Genomic DNA, 25,613 nt, shown 5'->3' on the forward strand with positions numbered 1-25,613 from the left:
AGCGCGGCAGCGCGCCTCTTTTGGGCCGGAGGCCCACGGAAACGGTTTGCAGGGCGCCCATTACCGCGGTGGTGAGTTGCCCTCCTCACCGCGCCCTGCGGGGCGTTTCCGTCAGCGCGCGGCGATCAACACGGTAGCGTGCGGTCGATGAGCTGGCTGCGTCCCGAACGCCCGGCGCTGCCGGAATTCGTGGAAGATCCGGCGCGCCGCCGCGCGATCGTCATCGAACTGGTCGTCGTCTTCGGCATCACCCTCGGCCTGTCCGGGCTGCGCAGCCTGCTGTCCCTTGTGGACTCGCTGCTGCAGCCGGTGCCGCTGGCACAGCAGCAGGCCCAGCTGAACGTCCCCCAGGCGACGCTGAGCCTTGTCGACCTGCTCAAGCAGCTCCTGAGCGCCGGTCAGCTGGTCGGCTGGGGCGCGCTCGGGTTGTACCTGTTGTGGCGTGGCGGGATGAAGCTCGCGGAGATCGGGCTCGACAGAAAACGCCCCGGCCGCGACGCCGTGCACGGGCTGCTGCTCGCCGCGGTGATCGGGATTCCGGGGCTGGGGCTGTACTTCCTCTCCTACGGCCTCGGGTTCAGCCTGTCGGTGCAACCGTCCACTTTGGGCGAAACGTGGTGGCGTCCGATCACGCTGACGTTGTCGGCCTTCGGCAACGCGTTCGCCGAAGAGGTCCTCGTCGTCGCGTACTTGCTGACCAGGCTGCGCCAGCTCGGATGGCGTGAGAACACCTCGCTGGTCGCGTCTTCGGTGCTTCGCGGGTCGTATCACCTGTATCAGGGTTTCGGCGGTTTCGTCGGCAACGTCGTGATGGGCCTGGTGTTCGGCAGGCTGTGGCAGAAGACGAACCGGCTGTGGCCGCTGATCGCCGCGCACACCGTGCTGGATTTCGTTTCCTTCGTCGGATACGCGCTGCTCAAAGGGCGAGTTTCCTGGCTTCCCTAGTTAGGGTGAACCAGTGATTGACGAGACGACTCCACCCCGAGTTGACAGCGAAGTCGGCCCCCTGCGTGCGGTGCTCCTGCACAGGCCCGGCAACGAGCTCAAAAGGCTCACGCCTCGCAACAACGACCAGCTCCTGTTCGATTCCATCCCCTGGGTGGACCGCGCGCAGGAGGAGCACGACGCGTTCGCCGAGGTGCTGCGCGGCCGCGGTGTCGAGGTGCTACTGCTGGCCGACGCGCTGCGCACGGCGCTCGCCGACACCCGCGCCCACGCGGCCGGGGTGCACGCGGCGGTCGACGAGCGGCGGCTCGGGCCCGATCTGGCCGATTCGCTCCGGTCCCATCTGTCGAGCGTCTCCCCGGCGGTGCTGGCCGAGGCCCTGATGGCGGGGATGACCTTCGAGGAACTGCCCGCCGCCGAGGGCGCCTCACTGGTCCGGCTGATGAACCATCCGAACGACTTCGCCGTCGATCCGCTGCCGAACCTGCTGTTCACCCGTGACTCGTCGGCGTGGATCGGCGACCGGGTCGCGGTCTCCTCGCTCACCATGCCCGCCCGTGTCCGCGAGACCGCGGTGCTGGACCTGATCTACGCCTACCACCCGTGGTTCCGTCACGCGTCCCGCGCGTACGGCGCGCATTCGGCGCCGATCGAAGGCGGCGACGTCATGCTGCTCTCGCCGGGTGTCCTGGCCATCGGCGTCGGCGAGCGGACGACGGCGGCGGGCGCGGAGTCGCTGGCGCGGTCGGTGTTCGCCGACGGGATCGCGCACACCGTGCTCGCCGTCCCGATCCAGCAGACCCGCGCGACGATGCACCTGGACACCGTCTGCACGATGGTCGCGGCCGACGCCGTCGTCATGTATCCGCTTTCCCGTGATTCGCTGACCGCGTTCACCATGCGGCCGACCGACGATGGTTCCGTGAAGGTCGAAGGCCCGGCACCATTCCTCACGGCGGCCGCCGAAGCAATGGAAATCGAACGGCTTCGCGTCATCGACACCGGGCTCGATCCGGTCACCGCGGAACGCGAGCAATGGGACGACGGGAACAACACCCTCGCCCTCGCTCCCGGTGTCGTCGTCGGGTACGAACGTAATGTGGAAACCAACGCACGCCTGGAGGAAGCGGGGATCGAGGTACTCGCGATCACCGGCTCCGAGCTGGGCTCCGGCCGCGGCGGACCACGCTGCATGTCGTGCCCGATCCGGCGCGAAAGCATCTGAAACAGAAATAAAGTAAGCCTTCCCTAATTGATTTCGATTAATTAGGGAAGGCTTACTTAATTGAGGCGGACCTATTGTCGGTAATGGTAACCTAATAGGGGGTACATCACCAGACATAAGTGGAAAACGAATAGGCGATGACGTATCTTTGTACGCATGGCCCTCATCAAGAAGCAACCGCGCTCGAAGTTCTATGAACTGCTGCAGGCGCAGATCCACAACGAGTTCAACGCCTCCCAGCAGTACATCGCGCTGGCGGTCTGGTTCGACGCCGAGGACCTGCCGCAGCTCGCGAAGCACTTCTACAAGCAGTCCGTCGAGGAGCGGAACCACGCGATGGCGCTGATCCAGTACATGCTGGACACCGACCACCACGTGGAGATCCCCGGCACCGGCGACGTGCGCAACACCTTCTCTGACGTCACCGAGCTCATCGAGCTCGCACTGCAGCAGGAGAAGGACGTCGCGACCGACATCCAGCAGCTGGCCAAGGCCGCCCGCGCCGAAGAGGACTACATCGGCGAGCAGTTCACGCAGTGGTTCCTCAAGGAGCAGGTCGAAGAGATCTCCCAGATGTCCACGCTGCTCAACATCGTCAAACGCGCGAACGGCAACCTGTTCGAGGTGGAGAACCACCTGCACCGCGAATCCATCGGGGACGGCGGCGCCGACTCGGGGATGCCCCCGGTCGCCGGCGGCGCGCTCTGACGCACTGACGCTCTCCCACCACAGGGAAAACCCGGGCTCTCCCCCTTGGAGCAGCCCGGGTTTTCCCGTTTCGCGGATGCCTCAGCTGAACTGGCACTCCTGGTTGATGCTGGTCAGCAGGATACTGACGGCCGCCCCGTCGTTGGACACGAAGATCCGGTACGCGCTGACCGCGCTGGCCGGTGCCACGTAGGCGCTGCCGTCCTTGGTGGTGCCGGGATACGCGGCGAGGATGTCCGCCTCGGTCGAACCGACGCCGATCCCCTCCGGGGTGTGCACCGTGCCCGCCGGGTTGATGACGGTGATCCCGTCGCCCTCGGTCAGCGACACCGACGTCGGCCCCGGAACGGCCGCGCCCTCCGCGTAGCCGTAGGTGCAGGCGCCCCGGACTTCCCTCGCCCGCAGCGGACCGGCGGTGGCCTCCGCCTCGGACTCGCTCATCCCGAGCCGGAGCTTGCCGAAGCCGACGGCGGTCAGGAGCGCGCCGGAAGTCACCTTGCCCTGCGTCGGCGGCTTCGTGGCGGCAGTGCTCTTCGGCGGCTTGGCAGGCCCGTCGGAGGCCGTCGACGTCGCAGGCGCGGACGCCTGGCTCGACGGTGCCGCCGGCGAGGACACCGGCGGCTGCGGACTCGCCGGCCCGGGCTGCGCCGAACTCGACGAGGCCGCCGTCCCCATGGTGAGCTGGTCGCCGCCGGGGAAGGCCGCGCCGTTGTCCTTGTCGTGGATCGTGAAGATCGCGAGCCCGCCGCCCAGCATGACCACCGCGGCGGCCATCCCGCTCGTCGTCTGCATCAGCTGGCGGCGCCGACGGCGACGACGGGCGCCCGCGACGATCGTCTCGGGATTCAGCGTGGAGCCCACGCCCAACCGGTCATCCGAGAACAGGTCACGCAGCTTCTGCTGCACGTCCTCTTCGGACATGTTCATCCCGCTTCCCTCCCTTCGTCCTTGGGCTCGATCAAAGCGAGCTTCGTGCGCAACGAAGCGATCGCCTTGCTCGCCTGGCTTTTGACGGTGCCCTGGCTGACCCCGAGCGAATCCGCGATCTCCGCTTCGGACAGCCCCTCGTAGTAACGCAGGACCATCACCGCGCGTTGCCTCGGCGGCAGCGCCCGTAACGCCTGCCACAGCGGCTCGTGTTCGAACGGGTCGGCCGGACTGTACGGCTGGGTCTCCGGCAGGTCGGCGACCAGGCTCTCGCGTTTGGTCCGGCGCCAGCGGCTGATATGCGCGTTGGCCATCGAACGGCGGATGTACGCCATCGGGTCGCCGGTCTTGTGCTGGACGTACGACCAGCGGGAACCGATCTTCTCCAGCACGGTCTGGACGAGGTCGGCGGCGTCGTGCGGATTCCCGGTGAGGGCGTGCCCGTACCTCAGCAGACCCGGCAGGCCGGCCCGCACGAAGTCGCCGAAGTCGGTGAGCTCACCCGGCACAGCACTCTCCCGGCTCTCGCCGGCCCACTGGACGTCCGTCTCCGGCATGACCGTCGCGGCTACGGTCACCGTATCGCCTCCTCCCGGGGTCACCTGGCCAGATTCGCCTGGCTCACCTCTCCCGAAACGCATGACCGCCCCCACAGGTTGTCTTCCGCCACGAACCACTTCGAGAGACGCCCGTGCTCCCGAGGAGTTGTCTGCCTCAACGTCTCGACAGGGACTCGGGAATTCTGAACGAACCATCCTTCTGAACAGGGAATTCGTGTACGGCCACCACAGCGTTACGCGGTATCGGGCCGTAGACGTGCGGAAAGTGGATACCGGCCGGATGCGGCGGGTCGCCGTCCTCCCAGACGACGGGCGCGCCGACGAGCGCCGGGTCGATCTCCAGCAGCACCAGATCGGTGCGGCCGGGGAACACGGCGTTGGCCGGGATATGCGCCGTTCCGGGGTCCGAGCAGTGGATGAAGCCGTCGGAATCGAGCGACGCGGCGGTGTAGACGCCGCCTTCGGGCACCGCCGCCCACTCGGCTCGTCCGCAAATGTGGAGGATCACGCGCCCATCCTCGCGCAATTCGGCACCTGGTTGCGGTGGTTGCGCGCGCAACCACCGCAAGCAGGTGCCGAATTGCGACGGGGGCTGGTCAGCGGATGGTGAGCTGGCGGCCGATCAGGCCGTCGCGCGAGCGGCGCTCGGCGGCGTTGAGCGGCTCGGTGTCGAGGGACTTCAGCGCGGCCTCGAGCCGGACGCCGAGCTGGTCCTTCGCGTCGGCCCACTCGCGGGCGTGGGCCTCGGTGTCGAGATCCCACACCGGGACGAGCAGCCCGTGCGCGCGGAACGAACCGGCGTAGCGCGAGCCTTCGCCGAGGCCCAGTTCACCGGCCGCGGACAGCCGCGCAAGCGCTTGCAGCAGCAGGTTCTCCGGTTCGGGGCGGACCCAGCGCAGGTGCGCCTTCTCGCCGGCGAGCACCCAGTACGCGCCCGCGCCGAGACGTTCGGTCGGCATGATCGCCGCGTTCGCGCGCTCGAGCGACAGCGCGACGTCGCCGCTCGCGTCGGCGTCCTCGGGGAGCCACCAGGCGAAGTCGTTGTAGAGCGTGACGTCGAGTTCGGCGTTCACGTCGAGCAGGTCCTGGAGCCGGGCCTTCTCGTCGGCGGTGGGCGGCGTCGTGGTGTCCGGCACGGACAGCACGTCACCCTCCTTGGCGTCCAGCACCCACTGCAGCGCGCGGCCGAGGTCGCGGCTGATGTCCGAGGACCGGGTCTGCACCTGCATGCCGATGTAGCGCTCGCCGTCGGACCGGACGAACGCGGCCGCCGCCATCGGCAGCACCGTGCCGAGGGTGACCTTCTCGCCGGAACCCGCCAGCGTGAGCGTCGCCGTCGCCGACGGGACGAACTCGCGCAGCGCGATCAGCTCGGTTTCCGCCGCGAGCCCCTCGAAGGGCTGGCCGACGAAGACGTCGCGCACCTTCGGCTTGCGATCCGAGGTCGTCTTGGGACCCTTCTTGCGCGAACCCTTGCCCACGTCAGCCTCCTCAAAGCTCGGTTCGGAACGCTATCGCGGGAAGGCTCCCGCCCGGTAAGGCCCCCGGGGTTGGTGACGAAGACAGCGCGGACGACACCCGGCAGCCCGCCGGATCGACCGGATCGGCTGGCTTCAGCGGCCGTTCGGGTATCACGCAGACGTGACTGAAAACGGTTGTCATCATCCGGACGATCTAACCGCGGGTGATCAGCCTGCCGTTTTCCCCTCACCGCAACGAAGAATCGATCACGGCGCCATCCCGGCGCCGAAGTGCGGAGAAGGGATCACAGATGAGCACCTCGAAGCGCCGGGCCGCCTTGGCCGCGTTGCCCGTGGCACTCGGGCTGATGCTGGCCGGGCCCGCGGTGGGCACGGCTTCGGCCGCGCCGCAGCCGGACAGAGCCGACCACGCCCGCCATTGCCTGCTGCTGTGCGTGGGCCACCACCACCACCACCACCACCACGGTCATCACCACCACGGCCTGCACCTGCACCTGGGGCTTTGGCTGCATCTGTAGCTCCCGGCCGCGCCGGGGCGACCGCCCCGGCGCGGGTTACAGTCGGCGAGTGTTCGACGTCGCCGACCCGGCCTTCCTCGCGAATCCGTACCCGTATTTCGCCGACCTCCGCGAGCACGGCGAAGTCCACCGGCACGAAGGTCTCGGCATCGCCGTGGCGGTGTCGCACGCGGCGTCGGCCGCCGTCCTGCGGCATCGCGCGCTCGGCCGGATCTGGCAGGACGCGCTGCCGGTGGAGCGGTTCGCGTCGTTCAACCTGCTGCACCGCAACTCGCTGCTGGAGAACGAGCCGCCCGCCCACACGCGGCTGCGCCGGGTGATCGCGGGCGCGTTCGGACGCGGGCACGTCCAGCGCCTGCGGCCGATGGTCACCGAACTCGCGGACGGCATGGTCGACGGGCTCGCCGCCGAAATCGCCGAGACCGGTTCGGCCGACCTGCTGGCGCATCTCGCGCAGCCGCTGCCGGTCGCGGTCATCGCGGAACTCCTGGGCGTCCCGGTCGAGGACGGGCCGCGCATGGTGATGTGGTCGAACCACATCGTGAAGATGTACGAGTACGGCCTCGCCGAGGAGAAGCGCGACGCCGCCGAAGCCGCTGCCGCGGAGTTCGTCGACTACCTGCGTGACGTCGCGAAGCAGCGCGCGGCCTCCCCCGGCGACGACATCGTCAGCGATCTCCTGCGCGGCGAACTCACCGAAGACGAACTGGTCGCGACCGCGGTCCTGCTGCTGATGGCCGGGCACGAGGCGACGGTGAACGTCATCGGGAACGGCGTCAACGCGCTGCTGACCCACCGCGACCAGTGGGAGCGGCTGGTGGCCTCGCCGGATCTGCTGGACCCGTGCGTCGAGGAGCTGATCCGCTTCGACGCGCCGCTCCAGCTCTTCGAGCGCACGGCGACCGCCGACGTCGAGATCGCCGGCTTCCAGGTGGCCGAGGGCGAGAAGATCGGAGCGCTCCTCGGCGCCGCCGCACGCGACCCGAAGGTGTTCGACCGGCCCGACACCCTCGACATCGGCCGCACCCCGAACGCGCACCTCGGCTTCGGCATGGGCATCCACTACTGCGTCGGCGCCCCGCTCGCACGGGTGGAGATCGCGGCCGCGCTGGCCGCCCTCGCCTCGAAACTGCCGGGCTTGAAACTCGCCGAGACCCCGGAACGGCGGCCCGAGTTCGTGATCCGGGGGTTGCGCTCGCTGCCGGTCACCACGGGCTAGGGGTACTCGACGACGACCTCGTAGAGCGCGGCGTTGGGGGTCGCGACCTCCGCGGCGCGTTCGGTCGACGCCTTGAACACCTGGTTCTTACCTGCCGCTTCCCAGGCTTCCTTGCTGTCGTAGTGCGTGACGTTGACGAGCTGGAAACGCGAATCCGGCAGCAGCGCCCGGTGGAGCTTGGCGTCACGGAAGCCGGGCGCGTCCCGCATCAGCTTCGCGCGCTCTCGCCACGTTTCGACGAACTCGTCCACCTGGTCGGCGGGGATCTCGAAGACATTGATGAAGGTGACGCCGTCGTCGGTCATGATCGTCAGTGTGGAACCTCCAGCGAACTGGAGGTCAACAGTGACCTGGCTCACCTCGGGCCCGTGTCCGTGAAGGCCCCCTTCCCAGTACATAAAGGACGGGCAAGAACACTGGTACTGAGCTGGGCAAGTGTCAGCGCAGTGAAGAGGCCGGACGTTCGCGCCGGTCCGGGTCCGGAGACCCGTCCACCTTCAGCACGCGAAGCAGCCGAAGCCGCTTCTCCGCCACAGGCGCGAGCAGGCCGGACATGCGCTTCACGAGCAGCGCCGTCACCACCGCCAGCCCGGCCGCGGCCAGATCGGTCAGCGCGACCAGCACAACGCCGTCGGCCAGCGCCTGGACGCCGTCACGGAACCGCCAGACGATGACGAGCCCGAGCAGCAGCCAGTTGAGCATCCAGACGCCCCACCAGATCAGCACGAGCCGCGACGGCTTCGGCCGCGTTTCCCGGGTCCGGCGCAGGACGGCGTGTTCGAGTTCGGCGACGATCGGCAGCACCATGATCAGGTTCACCACCGGCACCAGCGTGAACACCAGCACCTGCCACTGCCGCCTCGGCGGCACCTCGCCGGAGGCGTCCGCGGCGGCGTGCCTCGCCACGAGCAGCCACCACACGGTCAGCCCCGAAGGCAGCAGCGAAAGGATCGTCGTGAGCAGGCCGGTGGTGATCACGAAGCTGTCGGAGACCGAGACGACGGACGTCGACAACGCGGAGTCGCGGCTCTGCACGAGCAGGACGTAGCGCCAGGTCTCCGACGCCGCGGCGGCGACGGCGAGGGCGGCGAAGGTCCACAGCACCGGCAGGAGGCTGCGTGTGATCACCCGCAGCCGCTCCCCCGCGGTGACTTCACCGGACGCCGTCCCCGGGACGGCGGTCGGGCGGCGCCAGACCAGGTTCGGGAAGCCCCACCGCGGCGGGACCGGGTACGACGGCGGGCCGGAGTAGCGCTCGGCCACGGGTTTGCGCCGCTGCGGCCAGGCGCCGGGCGGCGGCGAAGCGACCCAGCGGACGCGATGGTGCGCCGGCTGCCGCATCGGCGCCGGACGCACCGGCGGCAGTGGCGGCACCGGGGTTCTCGGCGGGTAGTGGCCAGGCTGCACGGTTACAGCACTTCGGGTTCGACGCCGGGATGCTCGCCGACCATCGGGCGCCCCTCCTGCCTCCAGGACCCCATCCCGCCGGCGACGTTCACCGCGTCCCAGCCGCTCGCGTTGAGCCACGCGGCGGCGCGGGCGGACCGGCCGCCGCTGCGGCAGATCACGTAGACCGGCTGGTCGTCGGGCAGCTCGTCGAGTTCGCCGACGCGCGCGGGCAGTTCACCCATCGGGATGTGCTTGGTGCCCGGGGCGTGTCCGGCGGCCCACTCGTCGTCCTCGCGGACGTCGAGCAGCGCGACGCCGTCCTTCGGCAGGTCACGGACGGCGACGGTCGGGATGTCAGCAGGGCTCACCACGCTGCCATCCTCGCATCCCGTCCCGTTGCGCGCGCGTGAAGAGGCACTCAGTGCCGCACGGCCTTTTCGGCGCCGACGCCGGTGAGCGAGCGGACCTCCATCTCGGCGTACTTCTTCTGGTTGTGTTCCTTCGACAGCACGGTGCCGAGCCAGCCGAGGAAGAACGCGACCGGAATGGACACGATGCCGGGGTTGTCGAGCGGGAACCAGTGGAAGTCGACGCCCTGGATCATCGAAGCGCTCTTCCCGGTTTTCGCGTCGACAGGCTTACCCGAGACCGCGGGTGAGAAGACGATCAGGATGACGCAGACGCTCAGCCCGCCGTAGATGCTCCACAGCGCGCCCTGGGTGTTGAACCGCTTCCAGAACAGCGAGTACAGGATCGTCGGCAGGTTCGCCGACGCCGCCACCGCGAACGCGAGCGCCACCAGGAACGCCACGTTCTGGTTCTTCGCGAGGATCCCCCCGACGATCGCGACCGCTCCGATCACCAGCGCGGTGATCCGCGCGACGCGGACTTCGCTGTCCGGAGCGGTTTTGCCCTTCTTGATCACGTTGGCGTAGACGTCGTGCGCGAACGACGCCGAGGCCGTGATCGTCAGGCCCGCGACCACCGCCAGGATCGTCGCGAAGGCCACCGCGGCGATGAACCCGAGCAGCACCGGGCCGCCCAGTTCGAGTGCCAGCAGCGGGGCCGCCGAGTTGGTCGTACCCGGCGCCTTCGCGATCACGTCCGGGCCGACGAGCGCACCCGCGCCGTAGCCGAGCACCAGCGTGAACAGGTAGAAGATGCCGATCAGCGCGATCGCCCAGACCACCGAACGGCGCGCGTCCTTCGCCGTCGGCACCGTGTAGAAGCGCATGAGCACGTGCGGCAGGCCCGCGGTGCCGAGGACGAGCGCGATGCCCAGCGACAGGAAGTCGAGCTTCGTCGTGCCGGTCTTCCCGTACTGCTTGCCCGGCCCGAGCAGCGCTTCCCCGGTCTGGCCACCCTTGTCGACGGCGGCCTGGAACAGGCTGGACAGGTTGAAGCCGTACTTCCCGAGCACCCACAACGTCATCGCGAACGTGCCCGCGATGAGCAGGACGGCCTTGATGATCTGGACCCAGGTGGTGCCCTTCATCCCGCCGATCAGCACGTACAGGATCATGATCACGCCGACGACGGCGATCACCAGGTCCTGGCCGAGGTTCCCCTCGATGCCGAGCAGCAGGTTCACCAGGCCACCCGCCCCCGCCATCTGCGCGAGCAGGTAGAAGAACGAGACGGCGAGCGTGGAGATCGCGGCCGCGGCGCGGACCGGGCGCTGTTTCATCCGGAACGCCAGCACGTCGCCCATGGTGAACTTACCGGTGTTGCGGAGCAGTTCCGCGACCAGCAGCAACGCCACCAGCCAGGCGACGAGGAAACCGATCGAGTAGAGGAATCCGTCGTAGCCGTTGATCGCGATCGCACCGGCGATACCCAGGAACGACGCCGCGGAAAGATAGTCGCCCGAGATCGCGATCCCGTTCTGCGGTCCGGTGAACGCGCGTCCAGCGGCGTAGTAGTCGGACGCGGTCTTCGTATTCCGGCTCGCCCGGAAAACGATCACGAGTGTGATCGCGACGAAGATCGCGAAAATGGTGATGTTGAGCACCGGATTGCTGCCCTGTACGCCCGCTGCCAGCGTATTCACCGTTCGATCCCTTCGACCTCATGCCGGATCTTGTCGGCGAGCGGATCGAGTTTGCGGTTCGCGTAGCGGACGTAGAGGCCGGTGATCACGAAGGTGGACACGAACTGCAGCAGGCCGAAGACCAGGCCGACGTTGATGTTGCCGAAGAGCTTGGTGCTCATGAACCCGGTCGCGTAGTCGGCGAGGAGCACGTAGAGCAGATACCAGAGAAGGAACAGGGCCGAGACCGGGAAAACGAATACCCGGAGCCGTCGTCGCAGCTCGGTGAATTCCGGGCTCGCCTGCACCTTTTCCCAGTCGGATTCCGGATCGGACCCGAAGCCTTGATCGGTATCGCTCACGTCGGACCTCCCACCTGCCGCAACCATTCGGTGATTTCGTTGTCACGAAAGATCATGCCCCTCATGGGGCCCGAGAGGGGCAATCCATTTGAGTGAACGGTACGACTCTGTGTAGAGGTTCGCGACTCGAAAGAGTGACGCTACTTCCGGTGGCGACCTTTACCGGTCTTCTGTGTCTTCGCTGTGTCCTCCCCGGCCTGGCCGAACCGCGCGACCGCGCGATCGCGCATGAAGCCGAGCGGATCGGGCGCGTGCAGCCGCAGCATCACGCCGTGGACGTCGTCCGGCCGCCCGTATCCGGTCGCGCGGCTCACCACATAGGTGGTCAGGAACGCCGCGGGCACGGTGATCAGCGCAGGCTGGTTCGAGAACCACGGCGCCCAGCCGCCGGTGTACTTGCTGACGATGTTGACCACCAGCGCGGTCAGCACCAGCCCGCCGCCGACGAGCATCCCGGCCAGCGCGCCGGGCCAGCTGAGTTTCCGCCACCAGACCCCGAGCAGCAGCAACGGACTGAACGTCGACGCGGCCAGGGCGAACGACATCCCGACCGAAAGCGACAGGTCCTCCGACGGCAGCAGCACGGCCAGCGCGAACGGGATCAGCGCGACGATCGCCGTGGCCACCCGGAAATCGCGGACGCGGCCGGGCAGGACGTCGGTGGACACGACCCCGGCCACGCTCACCAGCAACCCGGACGAACTCGACAGGAACGCCGCGAACGCGCCGGCCGCGGTCACCGCGCCCAGGATCTGCCCCCAGAGTCCGGGGAGGACCGCGGACGGCAGCAGCAGGACGGCGGCGTCGGTCTTCCCGGTCACCAGCAGTTCCGGGACGTACATCCGGGACAGCGCGCCCAGCAGCGTCGGGAACAGGTAGAACAGCCCGAGCAGCAGCAGAACGTGCACCGTCGTGCGGCGCGCGGCCTTCCCGTCGGGGTTGGTGTAGAAGCGGACCAGGACGTGCGGCAGGCCCATGGTGCCGAGGAAGGTCGCGAGGATCAGCGAATAGACCTGCAGCAGATCGGTGAGACTGCCCGAACCCGGCCGTAGCCAGTCGCCGTTCGACGCGGGCGCGTCGCTGACCACCGGGACCGGCGTGCCCGCGGTGAACTTCAGCGTCGTACCCTTCGCGACCTTGTGCCCGGCCTCCGGCGTCCACACCGCGAAACCGTTGGCGCGCGCGCCTTCCACCTCCCCGTACGCCTCGAGCACGGTCACCGAGGTGACCTTCAGCGTGACGTCGGCCTGCACCGAGACCGTGGTGTTCTCGAGGAACGTCGGTGGGGCGGGCTGCCCCAGCGGACGCGCGCTGCCCGGCGCGCCTGCGCCGAGGAACACGATGCACAGGATGAACGTCGGCACCGCGATGGCGAACAGTTTCAGCCAGTACTGGAAGGCCTGGACGACGGTGATGGCGCGCATCCCGCCCGCGATCACGTTGAAGCCGACCACGAAGGTGACCAGTAGCGCTCCGGCCCACACCGGCACCGGCAGGATGGTCGTCAACGTCAGGCCGGCGCCCTGCAGCTGCGGGACCATGTAAAGGATCCCGATGAACACCACGAACGCCGTCGAGACCCGGCGCAGCATCGTCGAACCCAGCCGCATCTCGACGAAGTCCGGCAGCGTGTAGGCGCCGGACCGCCGCAGCGGCGCGGCGACGAACAGCATCAGCGCGAGATAGCCCGCGGTGAACCCGATCGGGAACCACAGCGCGTCGGCGCCGTCCTTGAGCACGATGCCGGCGACACCCATGAACGACGCGGCGGACAGGTACTCGCCGGAGATCGCGGCGGCGTTGCGCCGGGACCGGACGGTGCGCCGCGCGACGAGGAAGTCGTGCGTGCTGACGGCCGACCTCGAGGAGCGATGCCCCAGGTAGAAGGTCAGGACCGCGACCAGCACGATGCCGGCCATGGCCCACGGATTCAGCTGCACGGTGTGGATCCTCGCATGTGCAGCTCCGCGGTCAGTTCTCGATCATGTCGACGAAGTCGCGTTCGTGTCGTTCGGCGAGCCGGTTGTACCAGAGGCCGATGCCGAACAGGAACGGGAACGGCGCCACCCCGAGGATCAGCCAGGGCAACGGAATGCCCACGACGACCACTCGCCCGAAGGACGGGATCAGATAGAACAGCACCGGAAGTGAACACAGGGTGACCATCACCAGCAGCGCCAGCAGGGAGGCCGTCCGCAGCTGGATCTTCACCAGATCCTTGATCAGGAGCTTGCCCCAGCTGGTCTGCTCTTCGAGTTCGACCCTGGCCCGCAGGGTACTGGTGGCCTGTCGCGGATCGGCGAGGATCACCCGCTGCCGCTTGGGTTTCGCGTGGTGTTCGGGTTTGGCCTGCTCGTGCTTCGGGCCGGAGGGCGCACCCGGCACGGGCTCGACGGCGGCGCCCTCGGGCACCGCCGGTTTCCTGCTCTTCCCCAGCGTCGGGTCCGGCTCGCGGACGCCGTTGACGCGGCGGTAGAAGTCGTCGGTCACGTCGACCGGTTGGCGCCGACCAGCCTGTCCTTGAGCGCGCGCGTGTGACGGCGGCTCACCGGCAGCACCTTCTCCTCGTTACCGATCACGACCTGGTAGCCGCCCTGGCCCATGCGCAGTTCGGTGATCAGCGGCAGCGAGACCAGGAACGACCGGTGGATCCGGACGAAACCCGCCTTCTCCCAGCGTTCTTCGAGCTGCGCGAGCGGGATGCGGACCAGGTGGCTGCCGTCGTTGGTGAACAACCGGGCGTAGTCACCCTGCGCCTCGACCCAGCGGACCGAAGACCGCGGGATCAGCTTCGTGGTGCCCGCGAGCTCGACGGGGATGACCTCGTCGTCGTTCTTGACCTGCCCCGGCCCGCCCTCGGCGCCGAACTTCGGCGCGGCGTTGGCGGCGAGTTTGTCGATCACGCGGGTGATCGCGCGGTCGAGACGATCCTGCTGGTACGGCTTGAGCACGTAGTCGAGCGCGCCGAGGTCGAAGGCGTTGACCGCCTCTTCGGCGTGCCCTGTCACGAACACCAGCGCGGGCGACGGGCGCAGCGCGGCGAACACGCGGGACATCTCCATCCCGGACAGGCCGGGCATGTCGATGTCGGCGAACACCGCGTCCACGATCGGCAGGCCCCGGGACTTGCGGTCGGCCAGCCTCGGATCGTCCGCGGACAGCAGGCGCAGCGCCTCCGAAGCGTCGATCGCCGGATAGACCAGGGCGACGTGCGGGCTGTTCCGGAGACAGTGGACGAGTTCGTCTAGCCCTTTGGGCTCATCGTCCACCGCCAGGACAATGAGCTTCCGGGTGTCATCGTGAGCACTCACAGTGAGACGCATCCTGCCCATTGCCGCGTTCCTTGTCCAGCCCGCTGCCCGAAAGTCGAACGAAAAGGACGGCACCGGCACCCCCGCGCCCGGGGTGGCCGGTGCCGTCATCTTCTCCGGTGACACGAACCGCCTCGCCGTGCCACACCTATCCCTTCACGGGGTGAAGGTGAACCAGTTGACGCTCACGAAATCGGCTGGCTGGCCGCTGGTGAAGGTCAGATAGACGTCGTGCTTCCCGGTAATGCCGCTGATGTTCGCGGGAACGGTCCGCCAGCTCTGCCAGCCGCCGGTGTTCGCGACGGCGAAGCTGCCGACAGGCGGGTTGGACCGGCTGCCGAGCCGGACTTCGACGAGGCCGCTCACGCCGCCCGCCGCCCCGGACGCGACGCGCGCCTGGAACTGTCTGCCGGTCTGCGTCCCGAAGTCGATGCCCGGGTACAGGGCCCAGTCCCCGTTGCCCGCGGGGCCGATGTTCTGGCCACCGCCGGAATCGGACGTGGCCTGTTTGGCGATCCCGGCCGCCTGGCCGTAGGACTCCGCCTGGATCGTGCTGTACGCGCTGCCACCGCCGGGACTTCCCGTGGTGGTCGTCGGCGTGGTGGTCGTGGGTGTCGTGCCACCACCGCGGGTCAGGACGGTGACGTAGTCGACGAGCATCGGATGCCCCGGCACGATCCCCGGCCCCGGCGTCGTGGTGCCGGAGTTGTTGTTCGGGAACGCGCCGCCGATGGCGACGTTCAGCAGCACGAAGTAGCCCGCGTGGTTCGTCATGTTGGCCCACGTCGTGGCGTCGACCTGGTTCTGGTTGACGGAGTGGAACTGCTGGCCGTCCACCAGCCAGCGGAACACGTTGGGGCTGACGCTGGTGTCCCATTCGAAGGTGTAGGTGTGGAACGCGCTCTGGCAGCTCGCGCCGGGGCAAGCGCGGCTGCCGACGAGGCCGGTCGTCTCGTTGCACGGGCCGCCGGGGTTGACGCCGCAGTGCAGCACACCCCAGACCGTGTTGATCCCGTTGACGTTCTCCATGATGTCGAACTCGCCGACGGCGGGCCAGTTCCAGTAGTTGCCGCGATACGGCGAGCCCAGCGCCCAGAACGCGGGCCAGTAACCGAGCGCGGCGGCGCCGGTGACGTTCGGCATCTGGAGGCGGCCTTCGATCCGCAACGCGCCACCCGCGGGCGGTTTGAAGTTCGTGCGCTGTGTCTCGATCCGCGCCGAGGTCCAGTTGCCCGCGCCGTCACGCTGCGGCGTGATCCGCAGGTTCCCGGAGCCGTCTTGGGCGAGGTTCGCGGGGTTCGCGGTGTAGTTCTGGATCTCGCCGGTGCCCCAGTTGCCGGGGCCGCCGGGATAGCCGTGGCCGGTGTCGATGATCCAGTTCGCGCTCGACGGGAGTGAACCCGCGGCGCCGGTGAAGTCGTCGGTGAACACGGTGGTCCAGCCGGACGGCGGGGGCGGGACGGCGGCGGAAGCCGGCAGGGTCAGGGGGACCGTGATCAAAGCCGCGCCGGCTGTCGCGGCGAGCGCGATCTTCCAGCGGCTCGTTCGGCTCCGGCGGCTCGTGCGGCTTCGGTGGGGAGAAGTAACGGACATCGGACCTCCTCGTCAACGCTGTCGAGGTTTGTTGCCGTTCACAACAAAGCGGTATGTCCGATATGAGACCTGGTCTGAACCACTTACGCCTACCACCGTTCGGGTGAATCCACGCCGCCCCCCAATGCAATGAAAGGTCCTTTCCTTGCGAATTTCGCAAGGAAAGGACCTTTCATTGCACGTGGTCAGAGGCCGAAGCGGCTCCAGGCGGCCTTGGACTGCACTGCGTCCAGCAGCGCGCTCGCCGCGGCGGGAGCGCCGATGCCGAGCCGCGCCAGCAGCGGCTTCTTCGGTTCGGCGATCGCGATCTCGGCGTCCGGGTACCGCTCGGTGATCACCTGGCGAAGGCTGCCGACGCCGTCGATGAGACCGAGTTCGACCGCGCGGGCGCCCAGCCAGACATCACCGGTGAACAGGTCCTCGGAGCCGGACAGCCGGTCGCCACGGCGTTCGGTGACCCAATCGACGAACAGTTCGTGGAGCTGGCCGTGCATCTTCTTCAGCCACTCGACGTCTTCCGGCTTCTCCGGGCTGAACGGGTCGAGCCGGGACTTGTTCGCGCCCGCGGTGTGCAGCCGCCGCTCGATGCCGAACCGTTCCAGCAGGCCGGTGAACCCGAACCCGCCGCTGATCACGCCGATGGAGCCGACCATCGACGTCCGGTGCGCGTAGATCTCGTCGGCCGCGCAGGCCAGCCAGTACCCGCCGGACGCGGCGACGTCCTCGGCGAAGGCCAGCACCGGCACGTTCTTCTCGTCGGCGAGCTGACGGATCCGCTCGGCGACCAGGCCTGACTGCGTCGGCGCGCCACCCGGCGAGTTGATCTGCAGCGCGACGGCCTTCAACCGCTCGTGCCCGAACGCGCGCGTCAGCGCCGATTCGATGGCGGCGAGGTTGATCGCACCCCTGGCCAGCGGCGACGGGGTCGGCGTGATCACCCCGTGCAGCTTCACCACGGCGACGATGTCCTTGCGTTCACCCCGATCGCCGATCATGGGGAGACGGGAGGTCAGCTTGTCCGCAACGCTCATACGGCCAGGTTACCGACGTTCACGACGGCAGCACGCCGCTGCGCGAACCGCTCACCCCGCTGGACTCGTTCGGGCCGCCCTGGGGCGGGACGGTGGCGCTGTCGGCGGAGAAGTCCGGCAGATTCGGCCGCACCCCGGGCATGAACTTCGGCACCCGCAGGGTCACCTTCATGCCGGCGCCGGGCGCCGTCTCGACCATGAGCGCGTAGTCGCGGCCGAACACCTGCTGCATCCGCTGGTTGATGTTGCCGAGGCCGACGTGCGCACCCGTGCGGTGCTGGCTGCGGAGATCCGCGAGCTTCGCGGGCTCCATGCCGATGCCGTCGTCCTCGACACTGATCAGTGCCTCGGCGCCGTAGTCCTCGGCGATCACCGTGACGCAGCCGCCGGACGGCTTCGACGCGAGACCGTGTTTGACGGCGTTTTCCACCAGCGGCTGGATGATCAGGAACGGGACGACCACCGAAAGCACCTCGGGCGCGATCTTCATCCGCACTTCGAGCCGTCCGCCGAAACGGGCGTTCTCGATGGTCAGGTACCGGTCGATGTTCCGCAGTTCCTCGGCGAGCGAAGTGAACATGCCCGACGTCCGGAACGAGTAGCGCGTGAAGTCCGCGAAGTCCTGAAGCAGCTCTCGCGCTTCCTCCGGGTCCGTCCGGATCAGCGACGAGATGGTGTTGAGCGCGTTGTAGACGAAGTGCGGCGAGATCTGCGCGCGCAACGCCTTGATCTCCGCCTGCTGGAGCTGGTTCTTCGATTCGTCGAGGCGGGCCAGCTCGAACTGGGTGCAGACGAACTGCGCGACCGCGTCGGCCATCTGCACCAGCCGCCCGCGGGTGCGCCCGACGACCAGCAACGCGGCCTCGGTCTCGCCCTCGACGATCAGCGGCACGATCACCGCGGTCCGCATCCGGCAGGTGCCGCGGTGGTTGCACGGCATCTTGTCGTGCGCGACGACCTCGCGGCGATGCTTGCGGATCGCGTTGCCGATGGCGTCGACGAGGTCGACGTAGTGGTCGTTGGCCTCGCCGTCCCAGGACAGCAGCGTGCCTTCGCTGTCGGTGATGCCGACGGCGACGCAGTCGAGCATCTCCAGCAGCTGGCTGGTGATCTTGTCGGCGACCTGCTCGTCGAGCCCCTCGCGAAGGTCCGGTGTCGCCTTCGACATCCGGTGGACGGCCTGCAGGACGGCGTTCTCCACGATGCTCGCGGGACGCCGCAGCTTGATCAGCAGGACGACGACGAGGATCCCGAGCAGCAGTGCCACCCCCCAGGGGATGATCTGCGCGATTTCGAGCCCGGACACGGCGTCCATGCTCTGCGCTCGACCAACCGGGTGCAAGGCCTGCTCCCCACTTTCCGTTGAGTTGTGACAACCGAGGGTGGGGCCGACCCTACCCAAGACCCGGGCGCCGTCCCCATGGTCACTCCCCGTCGCACGGGAAAGACTGTCCGCAGGCAATCGCTTCCGGGGGAGGAACACAATGCGCGGATCGGGGAAGCTCGCGGCGGGGGTGCTGGCAGGGGTCCTGCTGGCGAGCGGGACGGCGGCCGCCGCCGGGGATCCGGTGCGTGCGGCCGTCGGCGATCTGGTCGGCGAAGGGGGTTTCCCGGGCGCGATTGTCCAGGTCCGGAACGGTGAGGCGGTCTCGCGCTTCGGCGACGGCTACGCGAACCCGGCCACGCGCGAAGCCGCGGGGCCGCACCACCGGTTCCGGATCGCCAGCAACACCAAGTCGTTCGTCGCCACGGTGGTGCTGCGGCTGGCGGGCGAAGGCGCGCTTTCGCTCGACGATCCGGTGGAGCGACGACTGCCCGGTGTCGTACGCGGACCGGGCTACGAGCCCGGAAAGATCACGCTGCGCATGCTGCTGAACCACACGAGCGGCGTGCACGACCCGCTCGATCCGCACTTCTTCGACCCGTACCTCGTCCAGGGGAACCGGGCGCACATCATCACGCCGTCGGAGGTCATCCGGCGCTCCCTCGTCGATCGGCCCTCGTTCGCGCCGGGCACGGACGTGAAGTACTCGAACACCGCCTATCTGTTGCTGGGCAAGGTGATCGAGGCGGTCACCCGCAACGACGTCCGCGAGGAGATCCAGCGGCGGATCCTCGATCCGCTCGGCCTCGGCCACACGTACTTCCCGCTGTGGTCGCCGTTCCTGCGCGGTCCGCATCTGCACGGGTACGACATGAGCGGTGAGGACATGACCGTGTTCAGCCCTTCGTACGACTGGACCGCGGGCGCGATGGTCTCGACCGTCGACGACCTCGCGACGTTCCACCGCGCATTGCTGGCAGGACGGCTTCTGGAACCCGCGCAACAGGCCGAACTCAAGCGGCTCGTGCCGAACGACGAAGGCGGCGCGTACGGGGCGGGCGTCGAGACACTCGACGTGAAATGTCCCGACGGCGAGAAGAAGACGTTCTGGGGGAACACCGGCGCCGGGCCGGGGTTCTTCAGCGTCTCGATGAGCAACGCCGACGGCTCGAAACAGCTCGTGCTCGCGCTGAACGTGTACGACCTCGCCGCCGAACTGAACGGCGGGCAGCGGGTGCCGAAGCCCCCGGCGGACGCGGTCAAGGCCGCCCTCTGCTGAGTCACTTGAGCAGGCGCGACATCCGCCGGTCCGCGAGGGGTTTCCCGCCGGTCTGGCAGGTGGGGCAGTACTGGAACGACTTGTCCGCGAACGAGATCTCGCGGATCGTGTCGCCGCAGACCGGGCACGGCAGCCCGGTCCGCGCGTGCACCCGCAGCCCGGACCGCTTCTCTCCCTTGAGCCGGGCCGCGGACTGGCCGACCGAACGCGTCACCGCGCTGGTCAGCACTTCGCGGATCGCCTCCGAGAGCCCGTCGAGCGCTCCTTCGGACAGCTTTCCGGTTGTGGCGTAAGGCGAAAGCTTCGCCATGTGCATGATCTCGTCGGAGTAGGCGTTGCCGATCCCGGCGATCAGCGACTGATCGGTCAGCGCCGTCTTCAGCCGTTCGGTGCGCCCGGCGAACAGCTTCTCGAGCCCGGTGCGGTCCAGCGAAAGCGCGTCCGGCCCGAGCCGCGCGATGCTGGCGACCTCCTTCTCCGGGTCGCGCACGATCCAGACCGCCAGTCCCTTCTTCGTCCCGGCCTCGGTGAGGTCGAACCCCGGCCCGGCGGCCGCGTCGAGGTGGACGCGCAGCGAGATCGGCCCCTTGCCGGGTTTGAGCGGCGTCGGCGACAACGCGTCGGACCAGCGCAGCCAGCCCGCCCTCGCCAGATGGACGACCAGATGGAGATCCCCGGCGACGAGATCCAGATGCTTGCCGAAGCGGCCGGCCCCGGTGACCTCCCGGCCGTGCAGCTCCGTCCACGGCGGTGTCGCCGTCTTCAGCACACTGAGGGACGACACGTCGACGCGGAAGACCGTCTTGCCCACCGCGTGTTCACGCAGGTGGTGAGCGAGCGCTTCGACCTCGGGTAACTCGGGCATGGCCCCAGTCTCGCGCGTTCAGGCCGCCGCGACTACTCCACCGGGTGCAGCGGGCCGTCGAAATCCGGCAGCGAATGCTTCTGGATCGTCTTGCTGATCTTCGAAACCTCGCCACGCACGGTGAACATGCCGCGGATGGTGCCCACCCAGCGCTCGGACGGCCGGTCACCCGCGAGGTCGCCCTCGGTCTCGGCGACCACGGTCCACGGGCGGCGCAGGATCCACCGCAGCGGGAAGAACAACGCGACCAGCAGGAGTGCCAGCGGAACCCAGGACGGGATTCTCACGTCGGCGGGTGTCCACATGATGAGCACGATCGCGAGCAGCCCAGTCACGACGACCATCGCGATACCCGGGCCGTAGCTGCCCGCCACATCGTGCTCGAAATCGTCCGCTGTCGCGGGAGCACGCCATTCCATCTGGGCTCGGACCACCCAGTCACGGCCGTCCTCGCCGTGCACCAGCCGGTTCATTCAGTCGCCTCCCGCGCGGCCGCTCGCTCGTCGTGAGCGAGCTCCACCGTACCGTGACGGCGGCCGGATTCGCGAGAGTTCGAAGGCGATATCCCCGCTCGGGCGTTATGGGCAGGTCGGGTAGTCGACGCCCGGTTCCGGATAGTGGGAAGTGGGTTTCACCGGGCTCTGCTCGTCTTCCGACGGCGTCTCGGTCGCGCTCTCGGGGGTGCCTGTCGTCGGCGAAGAGGACCCTTCCGGGTCGGTCGTCGACTCCGGCGTGTTCGACTCCGAAGGCTGTGACGGCTCAGTCGTCGAGTCCCGCGACGTCGTCGTGGTCGGGCTCAGCGACTCCTCGGTCGGATTCGATTCACCCGGCGGGATGTCGTCCCGCTTCGAAGTGGTCTGGTTCGAGCCGGTTCCCGGGCCCTCGTTCAGCGGCGTGGTCTCCTCCTGCGACGGAGTCTGCCCGGCCGGAGGCGGTACGACGTCACCGCCGCCGAACTCCTTCCGCGACGTGCCCACGCCGGGCAGGCTCGGCATGTCGGCCACGCCGAGTTCGGCGTTCCGGCCGTTCGGGCCCAACCCGGTCTTGACCGGCTGGGCGCCCTTGCCGTGCATCTGGTCCTGGGCGATCCGCTGCGGCGGGAGCTCCACCGGCTGCCCCTGCGCGGGCGGCGCGACCTGTGCTGGCAGCAGCGCCAGCTCGGGCAAGCCGCCTCCGGACAGGCCGACGGTGTGCGTCACGTCCGTGCCGAACACGGCCGGACCTGCGACGATCCCGACCGCGCCCGCGGCGGCCGTAGACGCCACCGCCAGGCCGACCTTCACCTTCGACCCGAGCAGTAGCCCCTTGATCGACGCGGCGAGCCCGGACAACGCCCCACTCGCGTGGGCTCCTGCGGCCGCCGGCACCAGCAGGGCCACCACACCGGCGTGCGCCCGCAGCGACGAACAGACGTCACGCAGCTCGTCGTGTGTCGCCCGGCAGGACTGGCACCCGATCAGGTGGGTCTTGATCCGGCGGGCCTCGGCCCCGGTGACGCTGCCCGCGGTGAACCCGCCCAGCTTCTCCACCACCGACCGGCACGAATCCGGCCCGCGGCTCACCGACAGATGCGCCTGCAGGTACGCGGCCCGCAATCCCTGCCGCGCCCGCCTGGCCAACGCCGCCGTCGCGTTCGCGCTCAAGCCGAAATGCGGCGCGACCATGGCAGGCTGCTCGCCCTCGACCTCGGTCTGCCACAGCACCGAACGCCACCGCTCGGGCAAACTCGTGAAAGCCGTCGTGATCAGCGAATGCTCGGCCGTACGGGCGTTCGTGTCCGCCCCCGCCCCGGCCCGGAAACTCAGCTCGTCGTCGCTCACCGGCACGTCACGACGCGCGCCATGCCATTCCCACGACACCCGGCGAGCCACCGTCAGCAGGTAGGCCCGCACGTAATCCCGCGGCCCGGCACCCCGGCGCAACGCCTGAAGCACTCGGAAGAAGGTCTCGGCCGTGATGTCCTCAGCCTCCGACCGATCGGAGGCAAGACTGCGCGCCAGCCGCCGCACCGCGGCGGCATGACGTTCGAAAAGCTCCCCGAAGGCGGCGTCCTCCCCATCACGGAGACGCTGGAGCAATGCCTGCTCGTCGGATTCCGAGGCCGCCTGAAGCGGCACCGTGCCCTGCTCGGTCATCCGGCCAGGCACCTCCTCCCCGAAGGACTCACCATTCGGTCGAATGGGGACACCATACGGAGGTATGCAGCCGTCGTCACCCCTTGTACGCCAGGTGTGACACCGAAGCACCTCCAGGGGTGGGTCGAAACGGCTACTGACGGTCGGTGTATGGTGTGTCCACACTGCTTCAAACGAGTGTTGAAGCGATGAAGTGACATGCGGATGTAGCGCAGCTGGTAGCGCATCACCTTGCCAAGGTGAGGGTCGCGGGTTCGAATCCCGTCATCCGCTCGCAAGTGGGCGCGGCGTGTCCAGGGAACACCTGGACCAGGACCTGCTCACCATAATTCCCGGGGGCCGAGCCCCCGGACCCCCACGGTTCGTTCACCTCACCTTCTCGGGTGGGTATGGGGCACGTCGATCCTATTCGATCGTTCTTCGGCCCTTGCCGGGTGATCTTGGTGGTTACTAAGTGCTACAGGTTCGGTGAGCGGAGTCACACGACCGTAGTAATTCGGATTTGCGCATACGTGGGCCTGCTGGCGACGGCCGTCACCTGCGAGTTCGGTACTTTGTGGACCGGATCTTCAAGGGCGGGGAACACGGATGAGCGAGAACGCGCGCGACGGCGTCCCCGTCGCGACCATGGAAGCCGAGCGGGAGACGCCTGAGTCCGGCAAACCCGCGAAGCGAGGCCTGCTCGAGAGGCTCCCCTACTGGGCCCTCTGGGCGCTGACCGCGGTGCCCATCGTGTTGTCCATCGCCGAGGTCGTCCGCGCCCCCAAGATCAACCACGCGGACTACTGGGTCGTCCTCGGCCTGATCGCCGACAAGAACGGCGACCTCGACGTCCCCCAGCTGTTCCACCTCTACCACGAACACCCGATCGTGCTGGTCGGCCTCGTCTTCTGGCTCGACGCGAAACTGTTCGCCGGGACCCAGCCGCCGCTCGGCTTCCTCAGCGTCATCCTCGCCGCAGGCATGTTCGCCGCGCTGTGGAGCATGCTGCCCCGCACCCTCACCGGCCTGCGCCGCGCCGGCGTCGTCGCCGGACTCTCCGGCCTGGTGTTCTCCGCGGGCACGGTCGAGTACTTCGGCGACGGCATGATGGGCGTCCAGTGGCTCCTCGGCCTCGCGCCCGCCGTCATCGCGATCGCCTTCGCGCACCACGGCAAGCTGATCCCGGCCTTCCTCTTCGCCTTCATGGGCAGCCTCGGACACGGTGTGGCGTTCCCGGTCTGGATCGTCCTGGCGCTCGTCCTCTGGCTCCGCGGCGAAAGCCGGATCAGGACCGCGCTGCCACTCGGCCTCGGCCTCGTCGTCTTCATCCTCTGGCGCGTCGCGCCGTGGCCGCCGACCTACCAGAAGCCGAACGTCGTCGGCGCCGACACCTATCTCGGCGCGATGACCAGCACCATCGGCCAGTCCTGGTCCACCAAATCACCGGACCTCGCGTTCCTGACGGGCGCGCTGACCGTCGGCCTCTTCGGCGTCCTGATCGCAACAGCCGTGAAGCAGCGGCTCACGACCAAGACCGAAAACTTCACCGGACCCCTCGACGGCCCGGTGCCGGTCGCCGCCGTCGCGGGCTGGTTCGGGCTCGCCGCCCAGGTGACGCTCAACGGCGCGATGATCGGCGTCAGCCGAGGCGGCTACAACGCCACCGAAGGCATGTCGTCCCGCTACGTCGGCATCGGGCTCCTCGGCGTCTGCGCGGTACTCGTGCTGCTGGTGACCCGAGGCCCGCGCGCGGTGCGCCTCAAGGCGATCCCGCTGGCGCTGGTGATGGCGCTGTGCGTCTACGCGATCGGGAACACCGCCGCCGGCGCGACCCGCTGGCGGTACGCGTATCAGCCCGTCCTCGCGGTGGCGATGCAGGTCGACGCCAAAACGGTGATGAGCAAGATGTACGCCTACCCCGACCTCCTCGATCAGCAACGGGCGATGGGCATCTACCCGTTCACGCCTGACTTCACGCTGGGCTGCGGCGCGGGCGGGCCGGAACTCGGAACGACCGTCGACCTCGCGAAGGCGGTCGAACTCAAGGGCCCCGGCTACGGCCCTAAGGACACCGCCGGCGCCATCGACGCCGTAACCGTGACAGGCGACAAGCAGATCGACGGCTGGGCGCTGATCGGTGGACAGCAGGCCCAGTGCATCCTCGTCACGGACGGCGCGGGCAAGGTCGTCGGCGGCGGCACGGTCGGCCTCCCCCGCGACGACATCACGCAGTTCCTGAAGGGCACCGGCCGCTCCGGCTGGCAGGCCGTCGCGGCCCCCGAGGTCAAGGACGCGGTCGTCCTCGCCTATCGCGACGGCGTCTACCACCGCATCACCACGATGAAGGACGCCGGGAAGGGCTAGAGTGCGGGCGTTTTGAAGGGGTCGTGCTCGGCGAGGAGTTTGTCGACGCGGGCCTGGTCGACTCTGCTGACGACGGTGTTCTCGTCCTGCCGGTCACGGATGCACTTGGCGAGCGTGAACGCCGAAGTGGTCAGGAAGAGCATGCCGAGGGCGAGGAAGCCGCGGACCCAGCCGTCGACCGGCAGGTACCAGATGCCGATGACGACCGCGAGCAGCGCCAGGCCGAAGGAGAGGGCGGCCTGGACGAAGAACGCGACGGTGGTGGGGGGCGCTGCGGAGGTTTTCGTCATGCGTACCAAGGTCGCGCCGACGGCCCCCCGGTGTCTTGAGTACGGCTACTCAAGAAGGATTGCGATTCAGTAAAAC

The 25,613-nt window shown here is 68.5% G+C and carries 26 protein-coding genes and 1 tRNA gene; 8 read left to right on the plus strand and 19 right to left on the minus strand.

All coding sequences use genetic code 11. The features are described 5' to 3' along the window. The first annotated feature begins 147 nt into the window (after positions 1-147). The 3 genes from ACLJO0_RS00385 (at position 148) to ACLJO0_RS00395 (ending at position 2,878) form a co-directional block, all read left to right on the plus strand. Positions 148-945: a CPBP family intramembrane glutamic endopeptidase gene (locus tag ACLJO0_RS00385; RefSeq protein WP_410576085.1), complete on the plus strand. Its 798-nt coding sequence runs from the start codon at positions 148-150 to the stop codon at positions 943-945. Between the two features lie 13 nt (positions 946-958). Further along, positions 959-2,170, plus strand: coding sequence for an arginine deiminase (locus ACLJO0_RS00390; protein ID WP_125790566.1), 1,212 nt, complete (start codon positions 959-961; stop codon positions 2,168-2,170). A 156-nt stretch (positions 2,171-2,326) separates the two neighbouring features. Then, complete coding sequence (locus ACLJO0_RS00395; protein WP_076163986.1) at positions 2,327-2,878, plus strand: ferritin; 552 nt, start codon at positions 2,327-2,329, stop codon at positions 2,876-2,878. Between the two features lie 81 nt (positions 2,879-2,959). On the opposite strand, the gene ACLJO0_RS00400 is transcribed toward ACLJO0_RS00395, so the two are convergent. The 4 genes from ACLJO0_RS00400 to ACLJO0_RS00415 all read right to left on the minus strand — a co-directional run bounded on the left by ACLJO0_RS00400 (position 2,960) and on the right by ACLJO0_RS00415 (position 5,846). Continuing rightward, positions 2,960-3,805 (minus strand): hypothetical protein, encoded by an 846-nt coding sequence (locus tag ACLJO0_RS00400; protein WP_410576086.1) that lies wholly within the window; start codon positions 3,803-3,805, stop codon positions 2,960-2,962. Continuing rightward, the gene (locus ACLJO0_RS00405) at positions 3,802-4,314 is read right to left on the minus strand and encodes a SigE family RNA polymerase sigma factor (RefSeq protein WP_396554791.1); all 513 of its coding nucleotides are present in this window, start codon (positions 4,312-4,314) and stop codon (positions 3,802-3,804) included. Before ACLJO0_RS00405 ends, ACLJO0_RS00400 begins: the two co-directional genes overlap by 4 nt. A 205-nt stretch (positions 4,315-4,519) precedes the next feature. Further along, positions 4,520-4,873, minus strand: coding sequence for a DUF952 domain-containing protein (locus tag ACLJO0_RS00410; RefSeq protein WP_125790568.1), 354 nt, complete (start codon positions 4,871-4,873; stop codon positions 4,520-4,522). An 88-nt stretch (positions 4,874-4,961) separates the two neighbouring features. Further along, positions 4,962-5,846, minus strand: coding sequence for a DUF5926 family protein (locus tag ACLJO0_RS00415; protein WP_410576087.1), 885 nt, complete (start codon positions 5,844-5,846; stop codon positions 4,962-4,964). Between the two features lie 290 nt (positions 5,847-6,136). Between ACLJO0_RS00415 and ACLJO0_RS00420 the strand changes: the two genes are divergently transcribed. Next, positions 6,137-6,364 (plus strand): hypothetical protein, encoded by a 228-nt coding sequence (locus tag ACLJO0_RS00420; RefSeq protein ID WP_410576088.1) that lies wholly within the window; start codon positions 6,137-6,139, stop codon positions 6,362-6,364. A gap of 49 nt (positions 6,365-6,413) precedes the next feature. Then, the gene (locus ACLJO0_RS00425; RefSeq protein ID WP_410576089.1) at positions 6,414-7,583 is read left to right on the plus strand and encodes a cytochrome P450; all 1,170 of its coding nucleotides are present in this window, start codon (positions 6,414-6,416) and stop codon (positions 7,581-7,583) included. Here the strand turns inward: ACLJO0_RS00425 and ACLJO0_RS00430 are convergent. The 11 genes from ACLJO0_RS00430 to ACLJO0_RS00480 all read right to left on the minus strand — a co-directional run bounded on the left by ACLJO0_RS00430 (position 7,580) and on the right by ACLJO0_RS00480 (position 18,613). After that, positions 7,580-7,888, minus strand: coding sequence for an antibiotic biosynthesis monooxygenase family protein (locus tag ACLJO0_RS00430; RefSeq protein WP_125790572.1), 309 nt, complete (start codon positions 7,886-7,888; stop codon positions 7,580-7,582). The two genes, ACLJO0_RS00425 and ACLJO0_RS00430, sit on opposite strands and share 4 nt — an antisense overlap. A gap of 133 nt (positions 7,889-8,021) precedes the next feature. Continuing rightward, positions 8,022-8,948 (minus strand): DUF4328 domain-containing protein, encoded by a 927-nt coding sequence (locus tag ACLJO0_RS00435; protein WP_410576930.1) that lies wholly within the window; start codon positions 8,946-8,948, stop codon positions 8,022-8,024. A 44-nt stretch (positions 8,949-8,992) separates the two neighbouring features. Then, a complete protein-coding gene (locus tag ACLJO0_RS00440; RefSeq protein WP_410576090.1) occupies positions 8,993-9,343 on the minus strand; it encodes a rhodanese-like domain-containing protein in 351 nt (116 codons plus the stop codon). 47 nt (positions 9,344-9,390) lie between these two features. After that, on the minus strand, positions 9,391-11,022 hold the full coding sequence (locus ACLJO0_RS00445) for a cation acetate symporter (protein WP_410576091.1): 1,632 nt from the start codon (positions 11,020-11,022) through the stop codon (positions 9,391-9,393). After that, a complete protein-coding gene (locus ACLJO0_RS00450; protein WP_410576092.1) occupies positions 11,019-11,363 on the minus strand; it encodes a DUF485 domain-containing protein in 345 nt (114 codons plus the stop codon). The genes ACLJO0_RS00445 and ACLJO0_RS00450 overlap by 4 nt, the downstream gene beginning before the upstream one ends. 140 nt (positions 11,364-11,503) lie before the next feature. After that, the gene (locus tag ACLJO0_RS00455) at positions 11,504-13,303 is read right to left on the minus strand and encodes a cation acetate symporter (RefSeq protein WP_125790576.1); all 1,800 of its coding nucleotides are present in this window, start codon (positions 13,301-13,303) and stop codon (positions 11,504-11,506) included. Positions 13,304-13,334: 31 nt separating this feature from the next. After that, a complete protein-coding gene (locus ACLJO0_RS00460; protein WP_125797881.1) occupies positions 13,335-13,853 on the minus strand; it encodes a hypothetical protein in 519 nt (172 codons plus the stop codon). Then, positions 13,850-14,686 carry a LytR/AlgR family response regulator transcription factor gene (locus ACLJO0_RS00465; RefSeq protein WP_199748753.1) on the minus strand — a complete coding sequence of 279 codons (837 nt, stop codon included), beginning with the start codon at positions 14,684-14,686 and terminating at the stop codon, positions 13,850-13,852. Before ACLJO0_RS00465 ends, ACLJO0_RS00460 begins: the two co-directional genes overlap by 4 nt. A 144-nt stretch (positions 14,687-14,830) precedes the next feature. Continuing rightward, entirely contained in the window at positions 14,831-16,267 is a 1,437-nt protein-coding gene (locus ACLJO0_RS00470; protein ID WP_410576093.1) for a carbohydrate-binding protein, read from the minus strand. Positions 16,268-16,452: 185 nt separating this feature from the next. Beyond that, entirely contained in the window at positions 16,453-17,298 is an 846-nt protein-coding gene (locus ACLJO0_RS00475) for a S49 family peptidase (protein ID WP_125781785.1), read from the minus strand. A 19-nt stretch (positions 17,299-17,317) separates the two neighbouring features. Next, positions 17,318-18,613 (minus strand): histidine kinase, encoded by a 1,296-nt coding sequence (locus ACLJO0_RS00480; RefSeq protein WP_125781783.1) that lies wholly within the window; start codon positions 18,611-18,613, stop codon positions 17,318-17,320. A gap of 169 nt (positions 18,614-18,782) precedes the next feature. Here ACLJO0_RS00480 and ACLJO0_RS00485 point away from each other — a divergent pair, with 169 nt between their 5' ends. Continuing rightward, positions 18,783-19,901, plus strand: a complete 1,119-nt coding sequence (locus ACLJO0_RS00485) for a serine hydrolase domain-containing protein (protein ID WP_410576094.1) — start codon at positions 18,783-18,785, stop codon at positions 19,899-19,901. Between the two features lies 1 nt (position 19,902). On the opposite strand, the gene ACLJO0_RS00490 is transcribed toward ACLJO0_RS00485, so the two are convergent. The 3 genes from ACLJO0_RS00490 to ACLJO0_RS00500 all read right to left on the minus strand — a co-directional run bounded on the left by ACLJO0_RS00490 (position 19,903) and on the right by ACLJO0_RS00500 (position 22,901). Then, positions 19,903-20,766, minus strand: a complete 864-nt coding sequence (locus tag ACLJO0_RS00490; protein ID WP_125790580.1) for an Fpg/Nei family DNA glycosylase — start codon at positions 20,764-20,766, stop codon at positions 19,903-19,905. Positions 20,767-20,798: 32 nt separating this feature from the next. Continuing rightward, complete coding sequence (locus ACLJO0_RS00495) at positions 20,799-21,239, minus strand: DUF983 domain-containing protein (protein WP_410576095.1); 441 nt, start codon at positions 21,237-21,239, stop codon at positions 20,799-20,801. 105 nt (positions 21,240-21,344) lie between these two features. Further along, positions 21,345-22,901 carry a sigma-70 family RNA polymerase sigma factor gene (locus tag ACLJO0_RS00500; protein WP_410576096.1) on the minus strand — a complete coding sequence of 519 codons (1,557 nt, stop codon included), beginning with the start codon at positions 22,899-22,901 and terminating at the stop codon, positions 21,345-21,347. 200 nt (positions 22,902-23,101) lie between these two features. Between ACLJO0_RS00500 and ACLJO0_RS00505 the strand changes: the two genes are divergently transcribed. Both ACLJO0_RS00505 and ACLJO0_RS00510 read left to right on the plus strand, forming a co-directional pair. Beyond that, a tRNA-Gly gene (locus ACLJO0_RS00505) sits at positions 23,102-23,174 on the plus strand. Between the two features lie 315 nt (positions 23,175-23,489). After that, on the plus strand, positions 23,490-25,247 hold the full coding sequence (locus ACLJO0_RS00510) for a hypothetical protein (protein WP_410576097.1): 1,758 nt from the start codon (positions 23,490-23,492) through the stop codon (positions 25,245-25,247). Here the strand turns inward: ACLJO0_RS00510 and ACLJO0_RS00515 are convergent. After that, a complete protein-coding gene (locus ACLJO0_RS00515; RefSeq protein WP_395862095.1) occupies positions 25,244-25,537 on the minus strand; it encodes a YiaA/YiaB family inner membrane protein in 294 nt (97 codons plus the stop codon). The two genes, ACLJO0_RS00510 and ACLJO0_RS00515, sit on opposite strands and share 4 nt — an antisense overlap. Positions 25,538-25,613: the final 76 nt, after the last annotated feature.

Source organism: Amycolatopsis sp. lyj-108 (assembly GCF_046549005.1).
Classification (GTDB): Bacteria; Actinomycetota; Actinomycetes; order Mycobacteriales; family Pseudonocardiaceae; genus Amycolatopsis.